Origin of the sequence: Actinomyces viscosus (assembly GCF_900637975.1) — a bacterium.
In the GTDB taxonomy this organism is placed as follows: domain Bacteria; phylum Actinomycetota; class Actinomycetes; order Actinomycetales; family Actinomycetaceae; genus Actinomyces; species Actinomyces viscosus.
The window spans coordinates 1,207,869-1,226,313 of sequence record NZ_LR134477.1 but is presented as its reverse complement, the minus strand read 5'-3'; the positions used below and the strand labels follow the sequence as shown (position 1 = coordinate 1,226,313).

General features: G+C 71.3%; 15 protein-coding genes. All 15 read left to right on the top strand.

Annotated features, from left to right (window positions below):
* The first annotated feature begins 47 nt into the window (after positions 1–47).
* The 15 genes from EL340_RS05405 to EL340_RS05335 all read left to right on the top strand — a co-directional run bounded on the left by EL340_RS05405 (position 48) and on the right by EL340_RS05335 (position 18,271).
* Complete coding sequence (locus tag EL340_RS05405) at positions 48–521, top strand: cell division protein FtsL (RefSeq protein WP_126413760.1); 474 nt, start codon at positions 48–50, stop codon at positions 519–521.
* Positions 522–527: 6 nt separating this feature from the next.
* On the top strand, positions 528–2,327 hold the full coding sequence (locus tag EL340_RS05400) for a peptidoglycan D,D-transpeptidase FtsI family protein (RefSeq protein WP_126413759.1): 1,800 nt from the start codon (positions 528–530) through the stop codon (positions 2,325–2,327).
* Positions 2,328–2,435: 108 nt separating this feature from the next.
* Positions 2,436–4,022, top strand: a complete 1,587-nt coding sequence (locus tag EL340_RS05395) for a UDP-N-acetylmuramoyl-L-alanyl-D-glutamate--2,6-diaminopimelate ligase (protein ID WP_126413758.1) — start codon at positions 2,436–2,438, stop codon at positions 4,020–4,022.
* Positions 4,007–5,470 carry a UDP-N-acetylmuramoyl-tripeptide--D-alanyl-D-alanine ligase gene (locus EL340_RS05390; RefSeq protein ID WP_126413757.1) on the top strand — a complete coding sequence of 488 codons (1,464 nt, stop codon included), beginning with the start codon at positions 4,007–4,009 and terminating at the stop codon, positions 5,468–5,470. The genes EL340_RS05395 and EL340_RS05390 overlap by 16 nt, the downstream gene beginning before the upstream one ends.
* On the top strand, positions 5,467–6,567 hold the full coding sequence (mraY, locus tag EL340_RS05385) for a phospho-N-acetylmuramoyl-pentapeptide-transferase (RefSeq protein WP_126413756.1): 1,101 nt from the start codon (positions 5,467–5,469) through the stop codon (positions 6,565–6,567). Before EL340_RS05390 ends, mraY begins: the two co-directional genes overlap by 4 nt.
* Before the next feature lie 105 nt (positions 6,568–6,672).
* Positions 6,673–8,271 carry a UDP-N-acetylmuramoyl-L-alanine--D-glutamate ligase gene (gene murD, locus EL340_RS05380; RefSeq protein ID WP_197722354.1) on the top strand — a complete coding sequence of 533 codons (1,599 nt, stop codon included), beginning with the start codon at positions 6,673–6,675 and terminating at the stop codon, positions 8,269–8,271.
* 494 nt (positions 8,272–8,765) lie between these two features.
* Positions 8,766–9,938: a peptidoglycan glycosyltransferase FtsW gene (locus EL340_RS05375; RefSeq protein WP_126415329.1), complete on the top strand. Its 1,173-nt coding sequence runs from the start codon at positions 8,766–8,768 to the stop codon at positions 9,936–9,938.
* Positions 9,922–11,181 carry a UDP-N-acetylglucosamine--N-acetylmuramyl-(pentapeptide) pyrophosphoryl-undecaprenol N-acetylglucosamine transferase gene (locus EL340_RS05370; RefSeq protein WP_126413755.1) on the top strand — a complete coding sequence of 420 codons (1,260 nt, stop codon included), beginning with the start codon at positions 9,922–9,924 and terminating at the stop codon, positions 11,179–11,181. The genes EL340_RS05375 and EL340_RS05370 overlap by 17 nt, the downstream gene beginning before the upstream one ends.
* Positions 11,178–12,755 (top strand): UDP-N-acetylmuramate--L-alanine ligase, encoded by a 1,578-nt coding sequence (gene murC / locus EL340_RS05365; protein WP_126413754.1) that lies wholly within the window; start codon positions 11,178–11,180, stop codon positions 12,753–12,755. The genes EL340_RS05370 and murC overlap by 4 nt, the downstream gene beginning before the upstream one ends.
* On the top strand, positions 12,752–14,068 hold the full coding sequence (locus tag EL340_RS15315; RefSeq protein WP_232023234.1) for a cell division protein FtsQ/DivIB: 1,317 nt from the start codon (positions 12,752–12,754) through the stop codon (positions 14,066–14,068). The genes murC and EL340_RS15315 overlap by 4 nt, the downstream gene beginning before the upstream one ends.
* Positions 14,069–14,336: 268 nt before the next feature.
* Entirely contained in the window at positions 14,337–15,701 is a 1,365-nt protein-coding gene (gene ftsZ, locus EL340_RS05355) for a cell division protein FtsZ (RefSeq protein WP_197722353.1), read from the top strand.
* 28 nt (positions 15,702–15,729) lie between these two features.
* On the top strand, positions 15,730–16,575 hold the full coding sequence (locus EL340_RS05350) for a purine nucleoside phosphorylase YfiH/LACC1 family protein (protein ID WP_126413753.1): 846 nt from the start codon (positions 15,730–15,732) through the stop codon (positions 16,573–16,575).
* Positions 16,576–16,727: 152 nt separating this feature from the next.
* Positions 16,728–17,192, top strand: a complete 465-nt coding sequence (locus EL340_RS05345) for a cell division protein SepF (RefSeq protein WP_003779869.1) — start codon at positions 16,728–16,730, stop codon at positions 17,190–17,192.
* Between the two features lie 11 nt (positions 17,193–17,203).
* The gene (locus EL340_RS05340) at positions 17,204–17,500 is read left to right on the top strand and encodes a YggT family protein (protein WP_126413752.1); all 297 of its coding nucleotides are present in this window, start codon (positions 17,204–17,206) and stop codon (positions 17,498–17,500) included.
* A 165-nt stretch (positions 17,501–17,665) separates the two neighbouring features.
* Positions 17,666–18,271 (top strand): DivIVA domain-containing protein, encoded by a 606-nt coding sequence (locus EL340_RS05335; protein WP_009232093.1) that lies wholly within the window; start codon positions 17,666–17,668, stop codon positions 18,269–18,271.
* The last annotated feature ends 174 nt before the right edge of the window (positions 18,272–18,445 follow it).

The following is an 18,445-nucleotide window of genomic DNA, read 5'->3' as shown; positions in this document are numbered from 1 at the left end:
AGCCACTCCAGTCATCAGTCCAGAAACACCACAGGGAAGGCACATCGATGAGCGCCACCGCCACTGCTCGAGTCACCCGCCCGATCGCAACGCGGCGCACCGCCCAGGCAAGTGGTTCCACCGGCACCCAGGGACGCACCGAGGCCGGCTCCGTCAACCGCCCCCAGCTGCGCGCCATCAGCGGCGCCTCCCGGGCGACCTCGTCCTCCCTGCCCTTCCTCACGCTCATCATCATGGTGCTGGCCGGCGCCCTCATCGCCTCGATGCTCCTCAACGCCAAGATGGCCGACACCGCCTACCGGATGAAGGAGAAGCAGGTCGAGCTCAACGTCGCCGAGGACCACGTCGAGACGCTGCGTACCCAGGTGCAGGAGGCCTCGGCACCCGACGCCCTGGCCAGCCGGGCCAAGGAACTCGGCATGGTGCCCGCCGCCGCCCCCGGCGTCGTCGACGTCGACAAGGGCCAGCTCACCGAAGGCACCCCCGCCCAGGCGGCCAAGGCCGGCCAGGCCGGAAAGTAGGCGCCGGTGAACCCCTCGCGTCGTCAGGCGCTCCAGGCCGGAGGCCTGCTGCTCTTCACGGCCCTGGCCGGTCGCACCGTCTACGTCCAGGCGATCGACGGGCCGGAGCTGGCCGCCAAGGCCAAGGCCGAGCGCACGGTCTCCTGGGTCAACCGGGCCCCCCGCGGAGACATCACCGGACGAGACGGCACGGTCCTGGCCTCGTCGGCGGTCAGCTACGACATCGGCGTCAACCAGACCCTCATCGCCCAGTACGAGCGCACCGAGATGCGTCAGAACGAGTCCACCGGCGTCAACGAGAAGGTCGTCGTCGGCTACGGGGCGGCGGCGGTGGCCGCCCAGCTCGCCCCGATCCTCGACGTCGACCCCCTCGAGCTCGGGGCCAAGCTCGTGGGAGACCGGACCTACGAGGTCATCGCCCAGGAGGTCGCCCCCGACACCTGGCGCAAGATCAAGGCCCTGGACATCCCCGGCGTCGAGCCCGACCAGCGCACCCGACGCACCTACCCGGCCGGGACCGTGGCCGGCAACGTCCTGGGCTTCACCCACGAGGGGGAGCACAACCGCGAGCTTATCGGGGCCGCCGGGCTGGAGCTCACCCAGAACCAGCTCCTCACCGGCGTCGACGGCAAGGGCAGCGAGGAGATCGGACGCAGCGGCGTCATCATCCCCACCGGCGAGCAGGAGGACAAACCGGCCAGGCCCGGCGCCACCGTGCGCACCACCCTCAACCCGGACCTGCAGTCCATCGCCCAGGAGACCATCGACCGCACGGTGGCTGCCCAGCACGCCGACTGGGGCATCGTCATGGCCATGGAGCCGAGCACCGGCAAGGTCGTCGTCCTGGCCGACTCCAACTCCGTGGACCCCTCTGACCCCTCGGCCACCCCCGAGGAGAACCGCACCGCCCGCAGCGTCCAGGCCGTCTTCGAGCCCGGAAGCGTCGGCAAGGTCGTCACCTTCGCCACCGCCCTGGAGGAGGGGGCGGTCAAGCCCGAGGACACCTGGACCGTCCCCTACACCTGGACCTCGGCCAGCGGGCAGACCTTCAAGGACTCCCACGAGCACGAGACCCAGTCCATGACCACCGCCGGGGTCCTGGCGGAGTCCTCCAACGTCGGCACCCTCCAGATCGGTGAGAAGGTCTCCGACGACGTCCGCTACGACTACATGAAGCGCTTCGGCTGGGGCGAGGCCACGGGTATCGAGATGCCCGCCGAGTCCGACGGGATCATCTACCCGCCCAGCTCCTGGGACGACCGCACCCGGTACACCACGATGTTCGGGCAGGGGGTCGCCGGAACCACCCTCCAGTCCCTCCAGGTGCTGGCCGCCGTGGCCAACAAGGGCGTGCGCGTGGCCCCGCGCGTCATCGACGCCTGGATCGACGCCGACGGCAAGGAGACCCCCCAGACCCGCCCCGAGGGGGTGCGGGTCATCTCCGAGGCCACCGCCAAGACCCTCACCGAGATGCTCATCGGCGTCACCCAGGAGGGCGGCACCGCCGAGTCCGCCTCCATCAACGGCTACCTGGTCGCCGGCAAGACCGGGACCACCGAGATCCTCACCGACGACTCCACCGTGGCCTCCTTCGTCGGCTTCCTGCCCGCACGCGACCCGGTCCTGGCCATCGCCGTCATCGTCTACCGGCCCGAGGGCATCTACGGGGGCACCGTTGCCGCTCCCGTCTTCCGGGAGGTGGCGCTGGCCGCCATGCAGGCGCTCAACATCGCCCCGGACCCGAACGTCGTCGCCGCCCAGGCCGCCCGTGACGGAGCCGGCGGGGAACGGGACGCGAGCCAGTGAGGTAGCCCCATGAGGTAGGCAAGCGTGACCACCAGCACCCCGGCGAAGTGAGCCGGAGTGGCTCTTGTGGAAGATCGACAGTCGAAGGTCGCGATAGATTGAGGAACTATGAGCAACCACGCCTACGAGTCGGCCGCCGCCCTACGGCCGGGCTCCAATGGTCCCATCCCCATCAGCACCCTGTGCGAGCGCTTCTCCCTGGTTCCCGCCTCAGCTGATGACGCCTCTGCCCTGGGCGACCTGAGCGTCCTGGGAGTCAGTGTCGACTCCGGTGACACCGCCGCGGGCGAGCTCTTCGTGGGCCTGCCCGGCTTCACCGTCCACGGTGCCCGTTTCGCCGCTGAGGCCGTCGCCTCCGGTGCCGTCGCGGTCCTGACCGACGCCGACGGCGCCCAGATCGTCCACGAGCTCGCCCCCGGCACCCCGGTCCTGGTCCACGACGACCCCCGCGCCGTCGTCGGCCCCCTGAGCGCCGAGGTCTACCACCACCCCGCACGCGGCCTGGTCACCACCGCCGTGACCGGCACCAACGGCAAGACGACCACCTCCTACTTCCTTGACGCGATCCTGTCGGCCCACCTCGGCGGCTGCATGGTGGCCGGGACCGTCGAGCTGCGCGTGGGGGAGCGCTCCGTGGAGTCCCCGCGCACCACTGTCGAGGCCCCCGTCCTGCAGCGGATGATGGCCCTGGCCGTGGAGGACCGGGTGGGTGCCGCCTCCCTGGAGGCCTCCAGCCACGCCATCGTCCTGCACCGTCTTGACGGCGTCGTCTTCGACGTCGCCGGCTTCACCAACCTCCAACGCGACCACCTCGACTTCCACAAGACCATGGAGGGCTACCTGGAGGCCAAGGCGCAGCTGTTCACCCCCGAGCACGCCCGCCGCGGCGTCGTCTGCGTCGACGACCAGTGGGGCGCCCGGCTCGCGCAGGAGGCCCCCATCGAGATCGACCGCGTGCGCGCCTACCCCGGCCAGACCCCCGCCGACTGGTGGGTCAGCGACGCCGCCGTCTCCCTGACCGACTCCGCCACCACCTTCACCCTCCACGGGCCTAACGGCGAGCAGATCGAGGCCTCCTGCCCCCTGCCCGGGCTCGTCAACGTCCAGAACGCCGCCCTGGCCCTGGTCATGGCCATCCGTGCGGGCGTTCCCGCCGCCACGGCCACCGCCGCCCTGGCAGGAGCCCACAACATCCCGGGCCGGATGCAGCGCATCAGTCAGCGCGACGCCCGACGCGGCCTGTGCATCGTGGACTTCGCTCACACCCCCGACGCCATGGAGCTGGCCCTCAAGGCCGTGCGTCCCATCACCCCGGGACGTCTCATCGTGGTCTTCGGCTCCGACGGCGACCGCGACCAGGGCAAGCGCCCCATGCTGGGCGAGGTGTGCGCCCGCCTGGCCGACGTCCTGGTCATCACCGACGAGAACCCCCGCAGCGAGGACCCCCAGCTCATCCGCGACGCCATCCTGGAGGGGGTGCGCAGCGTGCGCCCGGACCTGGAGGACGTCGAGGAGGTCACCACCTGGCGCGGCGACGCCGTGCGCCGGGGGGTCGAGCTGTGCGGTCCCGACGACACCGTCATCGTCACCGGCAAGGGCCACGAGCCCTTCCTGGAGATCGCCGGTGACTTCATCCGCTACAACGACGCCCCCGTCATGGCCGAGGCCGTTGAGGAGAAATGGGGACGGGGATGAATCTCAGCCTGAGTCAGATCGCGGCCGCCGTCGGCGGCAGACTCATCGGCCCGGACGCCTCCGTCACCGGCCCCGTCGTCACCGACTCCCGTCAGGCCGCCGAGGGTGCCCTGTTCGTCGCCGTCCACGGCGAGCGCACCGACGGCCACGCCCACCTGGGCTCCGCGCTCCGTCTGGGCGCCGTCGGGGCCATCGTCTCCGACCTGGAGGCCGCCCGAGCCGGGCTGTCCGGGGAGGAGATCGAGGCGGCCCCCGAGGACCTGCCCATGGGACTCGTCCTCGTGGAGGACACCGTCACCGCCCTGGGCGCCCTGGCCCGCACCCACCTGGCCGGTCTGCGCCGGGCCGCGGAGGATCGCGGGCAGCGGCTCACCGTCGTCGCGATGACCGGCTCGGTGGGTAAGACCACCACGAAGGACCTCACCCGCCAGCTGCTGGCCGCCTCCGGCCCGACGGTGGCGCCCAGAGCCAGCTTCAACAACGAGATCGGCCTGCCGCTGACCGTCCTGGAGGCCGACGAGCGCACCCGCTACCTCGTCCTGGAGATGGGAGCCTCCGGTCCCGGCCACATCGCCTACCTCACCGACATCGCGCCGCTGGACGCGGCCGGGGTCCTCATGATCGGCCACGCCCACATGGGCGGGTTCGGCTCCATCGAGGGGGTCGCCGCCGCCAAGGCGGAGATCATCGCCGGCCTGCTGCCCGGCGGCACCACCATCCTCAACGCCGACGACGCCCGCGCCGCCGCCATGGCGCAGCTCGCCCCGGCACGGGTCCTCACCTTCTCCAGCCACGGAGCCCCGGCGGACCTGCGCGCCGAGCGCATCGTCCTGGATGCGGCGGCCCGCGCGGCCTTCGACCTCCACCTGCCCGGACTCGACGGGCCCCGGCGCGTCCAGCTGGCCGTGGCCGGTGCCCACAACGTGGCCAACGCCCTGGCCGCCGCGGGCCTGGCCCTGGCCGCGGGGCTGGCACCCGAGCTCATCGCCGAGCGGCTCGGATCCGTGAGCATCGAGAGCCCCCACCGCATGGATGTGTCCGAGCTCAGTGGTGATCTTCTTCTTATCGACGACTCCTACAACGCCAACATCGACTCCATGACGGCGGCGCTGGCCGCTCTGCCGGCCCTGGCCGGGGACAGGCGCCGCGTCGTCGTGGTTTCCGAGATGCTCGAGCTGGGGGAGTCCTCCGCCGCCGATCATGCGCGCACCGGGGAGCTAGTGGCTCAGGCCGGAGCCGCTATGCTCATCGGCATCGGCTCCACCCAGGAGGCACTCGAGGCAGCCGGGGCGCGAGGGGTCGAGGTCGTCGGCTTCGATGATGCCGCGACCGCCATCTCCCAGATCGACGCCCTCCTGTCCGACGGTGATGCCGTCCTGGTCAAGGGCTCCAACGGATCAGGCGCCTGGCGCCTGGCCGACCACCTCAAGGAGGTTCGTCCCCGATGACCGCCATCCTCATCTCCGGCGTGGTCGGACTGGTGGGCACCCTGCTGGGAACCCCGCTGCTCATCCGCTACCTCCACGCCAAGGAGTACGGGCAGTTCATCCGCCAGGACGGCCCCCAGGGTCACTTCACCAAGCGCGGCACGCCGACCATGGGCGGCCTCGTCATCATCATCTCCACCGTCCTGGGGTACACCCTGGCCAACCTCACCCAGCTGCGCACACCGCGCGCCTCCGGGGTCCTGCTGCTCTTCCTCATCGTCGGGCTCGGGCTCATCGGCTTCCTGGACGACTTCGAGAAGATCTCCAAGCAGCGATCCCTGGGGCTGCGGGCCTGGCAGAAGATCGTGGGACAGGCGCTCATCGGCGTCGGCTTCTCGGTGGCCGCCCTGCACTTCGCCGACCGCAACGGGCTGACCCCCGGATCCACCAGGATCTCCTTCGCCCGGGACTCGGCGATCAACCTGGCCTTCGCCGGCAGCGTCGTCGGGCTCATCCTGTTCATCCTGTGGGCGAACTTCCTCATCACCGCCTGGTCCAACGCCGTCAACCTCACCGACGGTCTCGACGGGCTGGCCGCCGGCGCCTCGGCCATGGTCTTCGGCGCCTACACGCTCATCGGCGTGTGGCAGACCAACCAGTCCTGCAACTACGGCCACGAGTCCATAGTCCCCACGACCTGCTACCAGGTCAGGGACCCGCGCGACCTGGCGATGATCGCCGCCGCCCTCATGGGGGCCTGCTTCGGGTTCCTGTGGTGGAACGCCTCACCGGCCAAGATCTTCATGGGTGACACCGGCTCCCTGGCCCTGGGCGGGGCCGTGGCGGGGTTGTCGATCCTGACGCGCACCGAGTTCCTCGCCGTCATCCTGGGCGGGCTCTTCCTGGCCGAGGTCATGAGTGACATCATCCAGATCGTCTCCTTCAAGTCGACAGGCCGACGCGTCTTCCGCATGGCTCCACTGCATCACCACTTCGAACTGGGAGGATGGACCGAGGTCAACGTGGTGATCCGCTTCTGGATCATCGCCGGCCTGTGCGTCATCGCAGGACTGGGACTCTTCTACGCCGAGTACCTGCGCCAGCTCATCTTCGGGTGAGCCGGGACGCCCGGGCCACCAGGACCCGACGAACCACTGATGCAGAGCCTTCCCGCCGGCGGAGCGGTGAGGAGGCATGAGGAACCAGGAGCGTGAACCCGCACCGTGACGAGTCTGACTGAAGTCCCCGGTGAACCGACCAGCAGCGCCGGCCCGGTGGGCGCCCCCGGCCCCGCCGCCGGTACCGTGACCGGGCGAGGCGGCTCACTGAGCGACCAGCTCGACGGCGCCCACGTGGCCGTCGTCGGGCTCGGGCGCACCGGGCGCGCCGTCGTCGACGCCCTGGCCACCCTGGGGGCCCGCATCCACGTCTTCGACAGCCGCGAGGCCTCCATCGAGGCGCTGGACACCTCCGTGGTCTCAGCCACCGTCGCCGACGGCGAGGCGACGGCCGCCGTCCTGGCCGCCTCCCCGGCGCGGCTGCTCGTCGTCTCGCCCGGAGTCCCGGCCACCGGCCCGGTCCTGCGCACCGCCGAGGCGGCCGGCATCGAGACCTGGAGCGAGATCGAGCTGGCCTGGAGGCTCCAGCAGGACTCCTCCCGCCCGGACGTCCCCTGGCTCACGCTGACCGGCACGGACGGCAAGACCACCACGGTCGGCATGCTCTCGGCGATCCTGGAGGCCCAGGGGCTCACGGCCCCTGCCGTCGGCAACATCGGCACGCCCGCCATCGAGGCGGTGCTGGCCGGCAGCGCCGACGCCCTGGCCGTGGAGCTGTCCAGCTTCCAGCTCCACACCACCCGAACCCTCTCGCCCCTGGCGGCGGCCTGCCTCAACCTGGCCGCCGACCACCTCGACTGGCACGGGGGCCTGGAGGCCTACGCCGCGGACAAGGCCCGCGTCTACGCCCGCACCCGGCTCGCCGCCGTCTACAACCTCGCCGACCCCGCCACCGAGGACATGGTCCGCCGGGCCGACGTCGTCGAGGGATGCCGCGCCGTCGGCTTCACCCTGGCCGCGCCGGGCCTGGGGCAGGTCGGCATGGTTGAGGACCTGCTGGTGGACCGCGCCTTCCACGCCGAGCGACGCTCCAGCGGCGTCGAGCTCGCCACCGCCGCCGACCTGGCGCACCTGGCCCCGGGGCGACGCCCCGAGAACCTGCCCGCGCACCTGCTCGCCGACGCCCTGGCGGCCGCAGCCCTGGCCCGCGCGGCCGGGGCCGGTGCAGAGTCGGTCGCGGCCGGGCTGCGCGCCTACAGCCCCGGCGCCCATCGGATCGTCACCGTCGCCCAGGCCGACGGCGTCACCTGGGTCGACGACTCCAAGGCCACCAACCCGCACTCCGCCGAGGCCGCGCTGACCTCCCTGCCGAGGGGAACCGGCGTGTGGATCTGCGGCGGGGACACCAAGGGCGCCCAGTTCTTCGACCTGGTCCGCACGGTACGGCCTCACCTGCGCGGCGCCGTCGTCATCGGCAGGGACCAGCGTGACATCCTGGCCGCCCTGGAGCAGGAGGCGCCAGGACTGCCTGTCACCCGCGTCAGCGACGGCGCGCCCGAGCAGGTCAGCGCCGCGGCGGTGGAGGCCGCCGGCGCCATGGCCCGCAGCGGCGACACCGTCATGCTGGCCCCGGCCTGCGCCTCCTGGGACCAGTTCACCTCCTACGCCCAGCGCGGCGACCTGTTCGCCGCCGCGGCCCAGGCCCGTACCCGTCGCGCCGGGGCCCACCCGGCAGACGCCCCGGGCACCCAGGAGCAGCTGTGAAGACCGGGTCCGCCTCGGCCACCGCTCCTCGCTCGTCGACACCCTCCTCCTCGGGATCCTCGGCGGCGTCCGGCCGCGCAGCACAAACGCCCCGGGGCGATCACGCCCCCGACAGGGCTGCGGCTGGCAAGGCCTCGGCCGGATCGTCCGGGCAGCCGACGAAGCAGCAGAGGCAGCAGACGAGGTCGGGCAAGCGGCCCGGCTCCCGCTCGGCCCAGCCGCGGCAGTCATCGGGCGGCTCGCCGAGACGGCAGACAGGCGGCCCCTCGTCCCAGACGTCCTCACCCGGCTCGCCCAGAGGTGCTGGCGCCCGGACCACGGGCCGGTTCGCCGGTCTGCGTGCCGCATGGGGAACGCGTTTGGCGCGCTGGGGCGCGCGCCTGTCCCGCCCCTGGGAGGGCACCGCCTCCACCGGGTCCGGCGCCGCCCCGTCGCGGGAGCGTCGTGAAGGTCGGGCGGACGGCGCCGCTGACGCCGCCCAGGGCGCCGAGCAGGTGACCCTGACCTACTACTGCCTGCTCATCTCCACCCTCGTGCTGGAGACCTTCGGACTCATCATGGTCTTCTCCGTGCAGTCGGTGACCGTGGCCGCCAACGGGGGCAACGCCTTCACCGACTTCGCCAAGTACCTCATCTTCGCCGTGGTGGGGACCCTGGGCATGGTGGGGGTCTCCCGCATGCCACTGTCCTGGTTCCCCCGGGTCTCCTGGGTGGTCCTGGCGCTGACGATCGCCATGCAGTGCCTGGTCTTCACCCCGATCGGCGTCAACGTCTACGGCAACCGCAACTGGATCCTGGTGCCCGGGGTCGGCACCGCCCAGCCCTCGGAGTTCATCAAGGTGGCCCTCGCCCTGGTCCTGGGCACGCTGGTGACCTGGTACGTGGCCAAGCGCCGGGACCGGCGGTGGTACACGGGCTGGGCTGGCGTCGGTATCGCGATCATGAGCGTCCTGGGGGGACAGGACCTGGGAACCGTCATCATCCTGGTCCTTATCGTGGCGGGCGCCCTGTGGGTGGGGGGCCTGAGGAAACGATGGTTCGCCCTCCTGGGGGCGCTCGGCATGCTGCTGTTCGCAGCAGCCTCCATGCTCAGTGCCAACCGGCGCGCCCGCATCATCGCCTGGATCCACCCGGAGGGCGCGGACCCCACCGGTGTGGGCTACCAGCCCAAGCACGGCATGTGGGCGCTGGGAACCGGCGGCTGGTTCGGTGTGGGGCCCGGCTCCTCGCGCCAGAAGTGGGGCTACCTCACCCAGGCCGACTCCGACTACATCTTCGCCGTGCTCGGCGAGGAGTTCGGGCTGGTGGGCACCCTCGTCGTCATCGCCCTGTTCGCCGCCGTCGGCGCCTGCTGCCTGCGCCTGATGAGACGCCACACCTCCACCTACGTCGTGGCCACGACCTCGGCCATCGGCGCGTGGATCGTGGGGCAGGCGATCATCAACATGGGGGTCGTCACCGGCGCCCTGCCGGTGCTGGGCGTCCCGCTGCCCCTCGTCAGCCGTGGAGGAACCGCCCTGGTCTCCGTCCTTCTGGCCATCGGGGTGCTTCTCGCCTTCGCCCGCCACGAACCCGGCGCGCAGGAGGCCCTGTCCACGAGTCCCGGGGCGCTGCGTCGCTCCCTGGCAGTCATTGTCCCAAGGAGGAACCGTGCCCGAGACAAGTGAGAGCGCAGGCTCGCCCCAGGAGGCGTCGTCCAGCCGGCCGGAGCGGCCCCGGCCGCTGCGGGTGCTGCTGGCTGGTGGTGGCACCGCCGGCCACGTCAACCCGTTGCTGGCCACGGCCGCGGCCCTGCAGGACCCGGCCCTGGGCGGTGACCCGCGCACACAGATCCTCGTCCTGGGAACCGCCGAGGGGCTGGAGAACCGCCTGGTGCCCGAGGCCGGCTTCGAGCTGGCCCTCGTCCCCCGGGTCCCCCTGCCCCGGCGCCCCAGCGGGGACCTGCTGCGCCTGCCGCACCGGCTGGGAAAGGCGATCAGCGCAGCCACCGAGGCCATTGAGGCGGTCGGAGCCGACGTCGTCGTCGGCTTCGGAGGCTACGTCTCCACCCCCGCCTACCTCGCCGCCCGCAAGGCCGGTGTACCGGTCGTCATCCATGAGCAGAACGCCCGCCCGGGTCTGGCCAACCGGCTGGGGGCGTCCTGGGCCCGGGCAGTCGCCCTGACCTTCGCCTCCACCCGCCTCAAGGCCTCCAAGGGAGGCACCGAGGTCACCGGGCTGCCGCTGCGCCCGGCCATCGCCACCCTCGTGACGCAACGGGCCACCCCTGAGGGGGCCCGGCGCGCCCGCGTCGAGGGCGCCCGGGCGCTGGGGCTCGACCCCGACATGCCCACGCTCCTGGTGACGGGCGGTTCTCTAGGGGCTCAGCACCTCAACGAGGTCCTCAGCGAGTCACTGGACTCCCTGCCCGCCGGCCTGCAGGTGCTGCACCTGACCGGCAAGGACAAGGACGCACCCGTGCGCGCCGCCCTCGAGGCCGCGGTGGCCTCCGGCGCGCCGCAGGACCTGACCGAGCGCTACCACGTGCTGGACTACCTGACCACCATGGAGCAGGCGTACGCCTGCGCCGACGGGGTCCTGTGCCGCTCCGGAGCCGGCACCGTGGCGGAGATCACCGCCCTGGGGCTGCCGGCGCTCTACGTCCCCCTGCCGATCGGCAACGGTGAGCAACGTCTCAACGCCGCCGACGTCCTGGCCTCAGGAGGCGGGCGCATGGTGCTCGACGCCGACCTCAAGCCCTCCGACATCCTCGACTTCGCGGTGCTCATCTCCGACCCCGAGCGTCAGGCCGCCATGGCCCGGGCGGCCGCCTCCACCGGCGTCCAGGACGCGGCGGCCCGGCTGTCCGCCCTCATCCAGCAGTGCGCCTCCACGAACCCCGCTCCCACCGACGAGGAGAACGCGGCATGACCGCCTCGACACACCAACCCACCCCCCACGCCGACTCTCAGCGGACCGGTGCCGACCGACTCACCCTGGCCGGCAGGTCGTTCCACCTCATCGGTATCGGGGGAGCGGGCATGAGCGTCGTCGCCCAGCTGCTCGCCGCTCGCGGCGCCCGGGTGTCGGGCTCCGACGCCCACGGAGGCCCCGCCTTCGACCACCTTGCCGACCTGGGCATCACGACCCACCTGGGCCACGACGCGGCGCACCTTCCCGAGGAGAGCACGGTCGTGGTCTCCACCGCGATCAAGGAGACCAACCCCGAGCTCGCCCAGGCCCGCCGCCGGGGCCAGGAGGTCATCCACCGCTCCCAGGCTCTCGCCCTGGCCGCCCAGGGGCTGGACTTCGTCGCCGTGGCCGGCGCGCACGGCAAGACGACGACCTCGGGCATGCTCGCCGAGGCCCTCACTCAGGCCGGCGCCGACCCCTCATTCGCCATCGGCGGGGTCGTCAGGGCCCTGGGGGCCGGAGCCCACCTGGGGAGCGGCTCCGCCCTGGTGGCGGAGGCGGACGAGTCCGACCGCTCCTTCCTCAACTACTCGCCCCGCGTGGAGATCGTCACCAACGTCGAGCCCGACCACCTCGACAGCTACGGCACCGCAGAGGCCTTCGAGGCGGCCTTCGTCGACTTCGCCCACCGCCTGGTCCCCGGAGGCCTTCTGGTGGCCTGCGCCGAGGACCCCGGCTCACTGCGCCTGGCGCAGTCGGCCGCCGACGAGGGGCTGCGTGTGGTCACCTACTCCTTCGCAGGCCCCGACACCCTGCCCGGCGGGACGCTGGTGGGGGAGGGACACGTCCACCTGGACATCCAGGAGCGCGGGGCCTCCTCCACCCGTGCGCTGCTGACTCTGACCAGCACGGCGCACCGGGGCCGGGCCGACGGCGTGGGCGCGCAGGAGCCGTCCCAGAGCCCGGTCGAGCTGGTGCTGGCCGTGCCCGGCGACCACGTGGCCCTCGATGCCGCCGGCGCCTGGGCGGCGGGCGTCGAGCTGGGCGTCGAGCCGGCGGAGATGGCCCGTGCCCTGGGTGTCTTCGGAGGTACCGGGCGCCGCTTTGAGGACCGGGGCGAGGCCGACGGCGTCCGCGTCATCGACGACTACGCCCACCACCCCACGGAGATCGAGGCGCTGCTGCACACCGCGCGCGAGGTCGCTCAGGAGCGCGGCGGCCGGGTCCTGGTGCTCTTCCAGCCGCACCTGTTCTCCCGCACCCAAACCTTCGCCGACCGCTTCGGTCAGGCCCTGGCGCTGGCCGACGTCGTCGTCGTCGCAGACGTCTACCCGGCCAGGGAGACCCAGGCCGACTTCCCTGACATCACCGGGGACACGGTCGCCCAGCGGGTCCCCGGCCACAGAGCCACCTTCGTCTCGGATCGTCAGGAGGCCGCGCACACGGTGGCCGCCCTGGCCCGCCCCGGTGACCTGCTGCTGACGGTCGGGGCCGGTGACGTCACCGAGCTCGCCGCCACGGTTCTGGACGATCTGACGGCCCGTGAGGGCAGTGCCCCCGGTTCGCCCGAGGAACGAGGCGGGCGGGCATGAGGAAGCCCTCGGCGCCCCGCCCCGAACCGTCCAGCCGGACTCAGGGAGCCCCGGCCAGCATCCCTCCGCGCCGCTCCGGAAACCGGCGTCCGCGCCCCGTCCGCTCCGGGCAGGCCGGCCAGGGAGGTCAGGCCGGCCAGGGAGGCCAGGGCGGAAACGGGCAGCCTGGCACGAGGCGCTCCCAGCCGAGCCCACAGGCGCCGCAGACGTCCCAGACACCGCAGACACCGAAGACTCAGCGGGCGACCGAGCGCCAGGCCACCGCCGGCCCGGCCAGGCGCCCCCGCGTCCCCGGTGCCGGCGGGGCTCCACGATCCCCCCGGGGGGCCGTGAGGACGGCGGCCTCCTCCGCGGGCGGTCCACGCTCGACCTCCTCCAGCAAACGGCATGGTCAGGCCTCGCCTAGCGGGAGCCAGTCGCCGGAGACGACCGCCAGCCCCGAGGGCGCGTCGAGCACCGAGCTGACCGTCTTCGGACGCCGGCAGGTCGCGCTGCCCAGAGGGGACGACCGGGTCGTCTCCACCGGGCTCGCCGACCGTCTCAAGGAGCGTCAGCAGGCCCTGCGCCGGCTGCGCCTGCGCCGAGTAGTGACAGTCGCCACCGTCGTGCTCGTTGCCGTCCTGGTGACCTGGGCCCTGGTCTTCTCACCTCTTCTGGGCCTGCAGACCCAGAGGATCTCCGTCGTCGGATCGGACGGCAGCGTCTCGGACAAGCAGGTCCGTGACGTCCTGGCCTCCTACGCGGGCGACTCGTTGCTGAGACTCGACACCAGTCGGCTCTCCGCCCAGGTGAGCGACAAGCTGGTCCGGGTGCGCCAGGCGCAGGTGACCAGGGCCTGGCCCCGAGGACTGCGGGTGCAGCTGACGATGCGGGTGCCGGTGGCCACCGTCCAGGGGCCGGACGGGTACCAGGTCCTCGACAACGAGGCCGTGGTCCTCGACCGGGTGGCCGAGGCGCCGTCGGGCCTGGTGACCATCATGCCCGACTCGACCGACGGGGCGAGCGGGTCACAGACGATCTCCGCCAAGCAGGTCGCGGCCGTCACCCAGGTGGTGGGCTCTCTCACGCCGCAGACGCTGGCACAGGTGACCAGCGGGAGCGCCACCGAGTCCGGGCAGGTCACGCTCACCCTGTCCAACGGTGCCAGCGTGGTCTGGGGAGACACCCAGGACAACGCGCTCAAGGCGCGGGTCCTGGCAACTCTCATGACCTCCAGCGCGTCCGTCTACGACGTCTCCTCACCTCACCGCCCCACGACGCGATCCGCCGACGGGGCCACGACGGCGCCTGGCCCGTCGCCGTCGGCGTCCTGAGCGAGCGGTCCGGGCGGGCGCTCGGGCGCAGAGCCGGGGGCAGGCCGGGACGGCGGGATGACACGGTCTCAGACCTTCAGGAATATTGCAGGCAAGTCGCAGTGATATAGCAGGAAATCCGCAGGCAACTGCACACGAACACGCCGGGCTTCAATGCGTCATGACGTCCTGGAAGTCTCATAGCGTTAAGCCAGTCATTCAAAGAATGACATAAGTATAGACCTTAACTTGAGGTTGAGGTTTGAGGGGAGCCCTCACCGGAGGGCTCATGACGAAACTCGCGGAGGGGACGCCAGTGGTCGAGAGCATGGCTGTGGACGACGCACAGCACTACCAGGCAGAGATCAAGGTCGTCGGCGTCGGCGGCGGCGGCGTCAACGCCGTCAATCGCATGATCGAGGCCGATCTGCGTGGCGTCGAGTTCATCGCCGTGAACACCGACGCCCAGGCGCTGCTCATGTCCGACGCCGACGTCAAGCTCGATGTCGGACGTGACCTGACCCGAGGTCTGGGGGCGGGCGCCGACCCGGCCATCGGTCGCAAGGCCGCCGAGGACCACGAGTCGGAGATCCGCGAGGCCCTTGACGGGTCGGACATGGTCTTCGTCACCGCCGGCGAGGGAGGCGGCACCGGTACCGGAGCCGCCCCCGTGGTCGCTCGCCTGGCCAAGAGCATCGGTGCGCTGACCATCGGTGTGGTCACCCGCCCCTTCTCCTTCGAGGGGCGCCGTCGCTCGGCCCAGGCCGAGGACGGTGTCCAGGCGCTGCGCGAGGAAGTCGACACCCTCATCGTCATCCCCAACGACCGCCTCCTGCAGATCGCCGACAAGAACATCTCCGTCGTGGACGCCTTCAAGCAGGCGGACCAGGTACTTCTTCAGGGCGTTCAGGGCATCACCGAGCTCATCACCACGCCCGGCCTCATCAACGTCGACTTCAACGACGTCAAGTCCGTCATGCAGGGCGCCGGTAGCGCTCTCATGGGCATCGGCTCGGCCACCGGCGAGGGGCGTGCGATCACGGCCACCGAGGAGGCCATCGCCTCTCCGCTGCTGGAGACCTCGATCGACGGCGCCCACGGCGTGCTGCTCTTCTTCCAGGGCGGCTCCGACCTGGGGCTGTTCGAGATGAACGAGGCTGCCAACCTCGTGCGCGAGGCCGTCCACCCCGAGGCGAACATCATCGTCGGAAACGTCGTCGACGGCGCTCTGGGCGACGAGGTCCGGGTGACGGTCATCGCCGCCGGCTTCGACTCCGAGCCGGTGGTGGGCGGACTGGCCGACCCGGTGACCCGGCTGTCCCGGGCCGCCGCCGTCCCGCCGGTGGCCGCCTCCCCGGTCGAGGACCTGCCGCCCGCCCCGGCTCCTCGCGGCGGTGCCCACGCCGCGCAGAACCCGGTGACCCGTCCTGTCCCGCTGGCTCCGGCGCCGTCACCGGCGGCCGCGGCCCACCTGTCGGAGGTCAGCGCGGCCGAGGCCCTGTCGTCGGGAAGCATGCCCGCCTACGTCGATGAGTCCTACGGCTCCTACGGCACGGTTCCGGCTCAGCAGTCGGTCTCCGAGCTCGAGGTCCCTCAGGTCATCGGGGTCGACGCCGACGATGACGGCATCGACCTGCCCGACTTCCTGCGCTGAGCGAGGCCGACGTCGGAGCCGCTCGGACATGTGTGACACGAACATCGGTCGGGTCGACGACCTGATCGAGGTGGACCTGGGCCCGGGGGCCCGCGGGTACTTCACCACCCGTGGCCTGCGGGCCCGTCCCGTCCCCGACAGGAGCGGTCCCGGCGCGCAGGTTGAGGAGCGCGGCAGCGGCATCGACGGCGATGGCGCAGGTGACGGGCGGGCGAGCGCCTACAGCGGGTGGAACCTGGCGCTCCACGTCGGAGACGACCCGCAGCGTGTTGATAGTCACCGTCGCAGGCTCGAGGCGCTGCTCGGGCTCGAGCAGGACCGGCACCTGGCCTGGATGAACCAGGTTCACTCCGCCGTCGTGGCCGAGGCCCGGGCCGAGTCGGTACCCACCGCGGACGCGCTCGTCCTGAATGCCCGCGCGACCGGTGCGCCCGCCGGCTGCTGCGTCCTCGTGGCCGACTGCGTGCCCCTCCTGCTGGCCTCGCGAGACGGCTTTCTGACGGCAGCGGTCCATGCTGGTCGCCGCGGCATGCTCGACGGGGTCGTCCCCGCCACGATCGAGTCCCTCCGGCGTGCCGGAGCGGAGCCGGCCGAGCTCTGGGCCGTCGTCGGTCCGTCAGTCTGCGGCGCCTGCTACGAGGTCCCGGATCACATGCGCGCGCTGTCCGCGCAGCGCGAACCAGCCTGCGCCTCACGCACGTCGTGGGGCACTCCCGGCCTTGACGTGGCGGCGGGCGTCCTTGCTCAGCTCGAGCGCGCGGGGGTTGGGCACATCAGTGCCGGTCAGTGGTGCACCTACGAGGATCCGCGCTTCTACTCCTTCCGGCGAGACGGGGTGACCGGACGGCAGGCGGGCGTCGTGGTCCCGCGGTGATGCCCAGACGACTGAATACTTCCTGAGCGTGACCTACCTGGAACCTGAGGTTGGGGACACGCCGAGGTGAGGTCCCCGTGCGGTGTTGCGGGGGCGGATACGGTCGCAGCACATCCGGAACGCAGGGGACCGGACGAACCAAGGAGCGATAGATGGGCGCGCTGCGCAGTATGACCAGTTTCCTCGGCTACTCGGAGCCGGAGGAGGAGACCTACGAGGACAGCTACGAGGCTGCCGACGCCGGTTACGCCGTGCAGGAGCACGAGCAGGACTTCGTTGACGAGGGCTACGAGGACTTCTCCGCCCCGGCCGCGCCCGAGCCCGTCGCCGCCGCTCCGGACCTTCGTCGCATCGTCACGGTGCACCCCTCGACCTACAACGAGGCCAGGATCATCGGCGAGTCCTTCCGCGACGGGGTTCCCGTCATCATCAACCTCACCGGGATGAGCGAGTCCGACGCCCGTCGCATGGTGGACTTCTCCGCCGGCCTGGTCTTCGGCCTGCACGGTGCGATCGAGCGGGTCACGCCCCGGGTGTTCCTGCTGACTCCCGCCAGCGTCGAGATCGACGGCGGTGAGGTCGCTGAGGCCCGCGGCCGGTTCTTCAACCAGAGCTGAGCTGACCGCACGTGAGCCTTGTCTCTGTGCTGGCCTGGATCCTGTCGAGCATTCTGAGCCTGTACTTCCTCATCCTCCTGGTCAGGGTCGTGCTCGACTGGATCCAGGTGTTCGCCCGCCAGTGGCGCCCTCAGGGTGTCATCCTGGTGATGGCCAACTTCGTGTACGCCCTGACGGATCCGCCTCTGCGACTGATCCGTCGGAGGGTTCCCATGGCGCGCCTGGGAGGGGTTGGTATCGACCTGAGCTTCCTGGTCCTGGTCTTCGGGATCTGGATCCTCCAGTGGTTCCTCAGACTTCTCATCTGAACGGGTGTCAAGTCGTGAATGAACCGCTAGAGTGCTGTCCTCACGTCAGCGTGAGATAGCGCGCTTGATGTGGCCTGAACCTCGAGTTCAGGTACTCTGTCCGCATGAGTGACCGGATGCCCGGTGCTCGTGACCTTATCCGTAACGACACCGAGGTGACGACCCATGACGCTGCTGACAGCAGACGACGTCCTCAACAAAAAGTTCCAGGCGACCAAGTTCCGTGAGGGCTACGAGCAGGACGAGGTCGACGAGTTCCTCGACGAGGTAGTCGAGGCAATGCGTCAGCTGGAGGCTGAGAACGCCGACCTCAAGGCCAAGCTCGAGGCCGCCAACCGCCGAGTGGCGCAGCTCGGCGAGGGTGCTGCCATCCCCGCGGCCCCTGCTTCTCCCGTCTCTCCGGTCCAGGCCGAGCCGGCCGTGTCCGTGCCGGCGGTCTCCGGTGAGTCCGGTGGCCAGGGCCCCGCTGCCGCGTCCGGCATGCTCGAGCTGGCCCAGCGCCTCCACGACGAGCACGTCGCCAACGGCAAGGCTGAGGGCGAGCGCATCGTCACCGAGGCCCGCTCCACCGGAGAGCAGATCGTGCGTGAGGCCGAGGACCAGCGCAACCGGACCCTGGCTCAGCTGGAGAAGGAGCGCTCCGGTCTCGAGCACAAGATCGACGAGCTGCGGCGCTTCGAGTCCGACTACCGCACCCGCCTCAAGAGCTACCTGCAGAACCTGCTGACCAACGTCGAGGACGGCGGCGAGAGCTCCATCTCCGGCCTGTGATCTTCCAGATCGCCTCCCGGCGCCACCCGTGAGTACCTCAGGGACCGGCTCACGGAGCTCCATCACGATGGCTCCCGTCGGCCAAGGAGGGCTCAGCGCCTCCAGTCGTCTCTGACACGGCCTCCCACGAAGGGCGGCGACCCGCGCGGGTCGCCGCCCTTCGCTCGGTACGCA

What these genes read in the sequence shown, in the direction of transcription:
- ftsZ (WP_197722353.1), top strand. Translation starts at nt 14,337, where the DNA reads ATGACGAAACTCGCGGAGGGGACGCCAGTGGTCGAGAGCATGGCTGTG.
- EL340_RS05395 (WP_126413758.1), top strand. Translation starts at nt 2,436, where the DNA reads ATGAGCAACCACGCCTACGAGTCGGCCGCCGCCCTACGGCCGGGCTCC.
- mraY (WP_126413756.1), top strand. Translation starts at nt 5,467, where the DNA reads ATGACCGCCATCCTCATCTCCGGCGTGGTCGGACTGGTGGGCACCCTG.
- EL340_RS05345 (WP_003779869.1), top strand. Translation starts at nt 16,728, where the DNA reads ATGGGCGCGCTGCGCAGTATGACCAGTTTCCTCGGCTACTCGGAGCCG.
- EL340_RS05335 (WP_009232093.1), top strand. Translation starts at nt 17,666, where the DNA reads ATGACGCTGCTGACAGCAGACGACGTCCTCAACAAAAAGTTCCAGGCG.
- EL340_RS05350 (WP_126413753.1), top strand. Translation starts at nt 15,730, where the DNA reads ATGTGTGACACGAACATCGGTCGGGTCGACGACCTGATCGAGGTGGAC.
- EL340_RS05405 (WP_126413760.1), top strand. Translation starts at nt 48, where the DNA reads ATGAGCGCCACCGCCACTGCTCGAGTCACCCGCCCGATCGCAACGCGG.
- murC (WP_126413754.1), top strand. Translation starts at nt 11,178, where the DNA reads ATGACCGCCTCGACACACCAACCCACCCCCCACGCCGACTCTCAGCGG.
- EL340_RS05390 (WP_126413757.1), top strand. Translation starts at nt 4,007, where the DNA reads ATGGGGACGGGGATGAATCTCAGCCTGAGTCAGATCGCGGCCGCCGTC.
- EL340_RS15315 (WP_232023234.1), top strand. Translation starts at nt 12,752, where the DNA reads ATGAGGAAGCCCTCGGCGCCCCGCCCCGAACCGTCCAGCCGGACTCAG.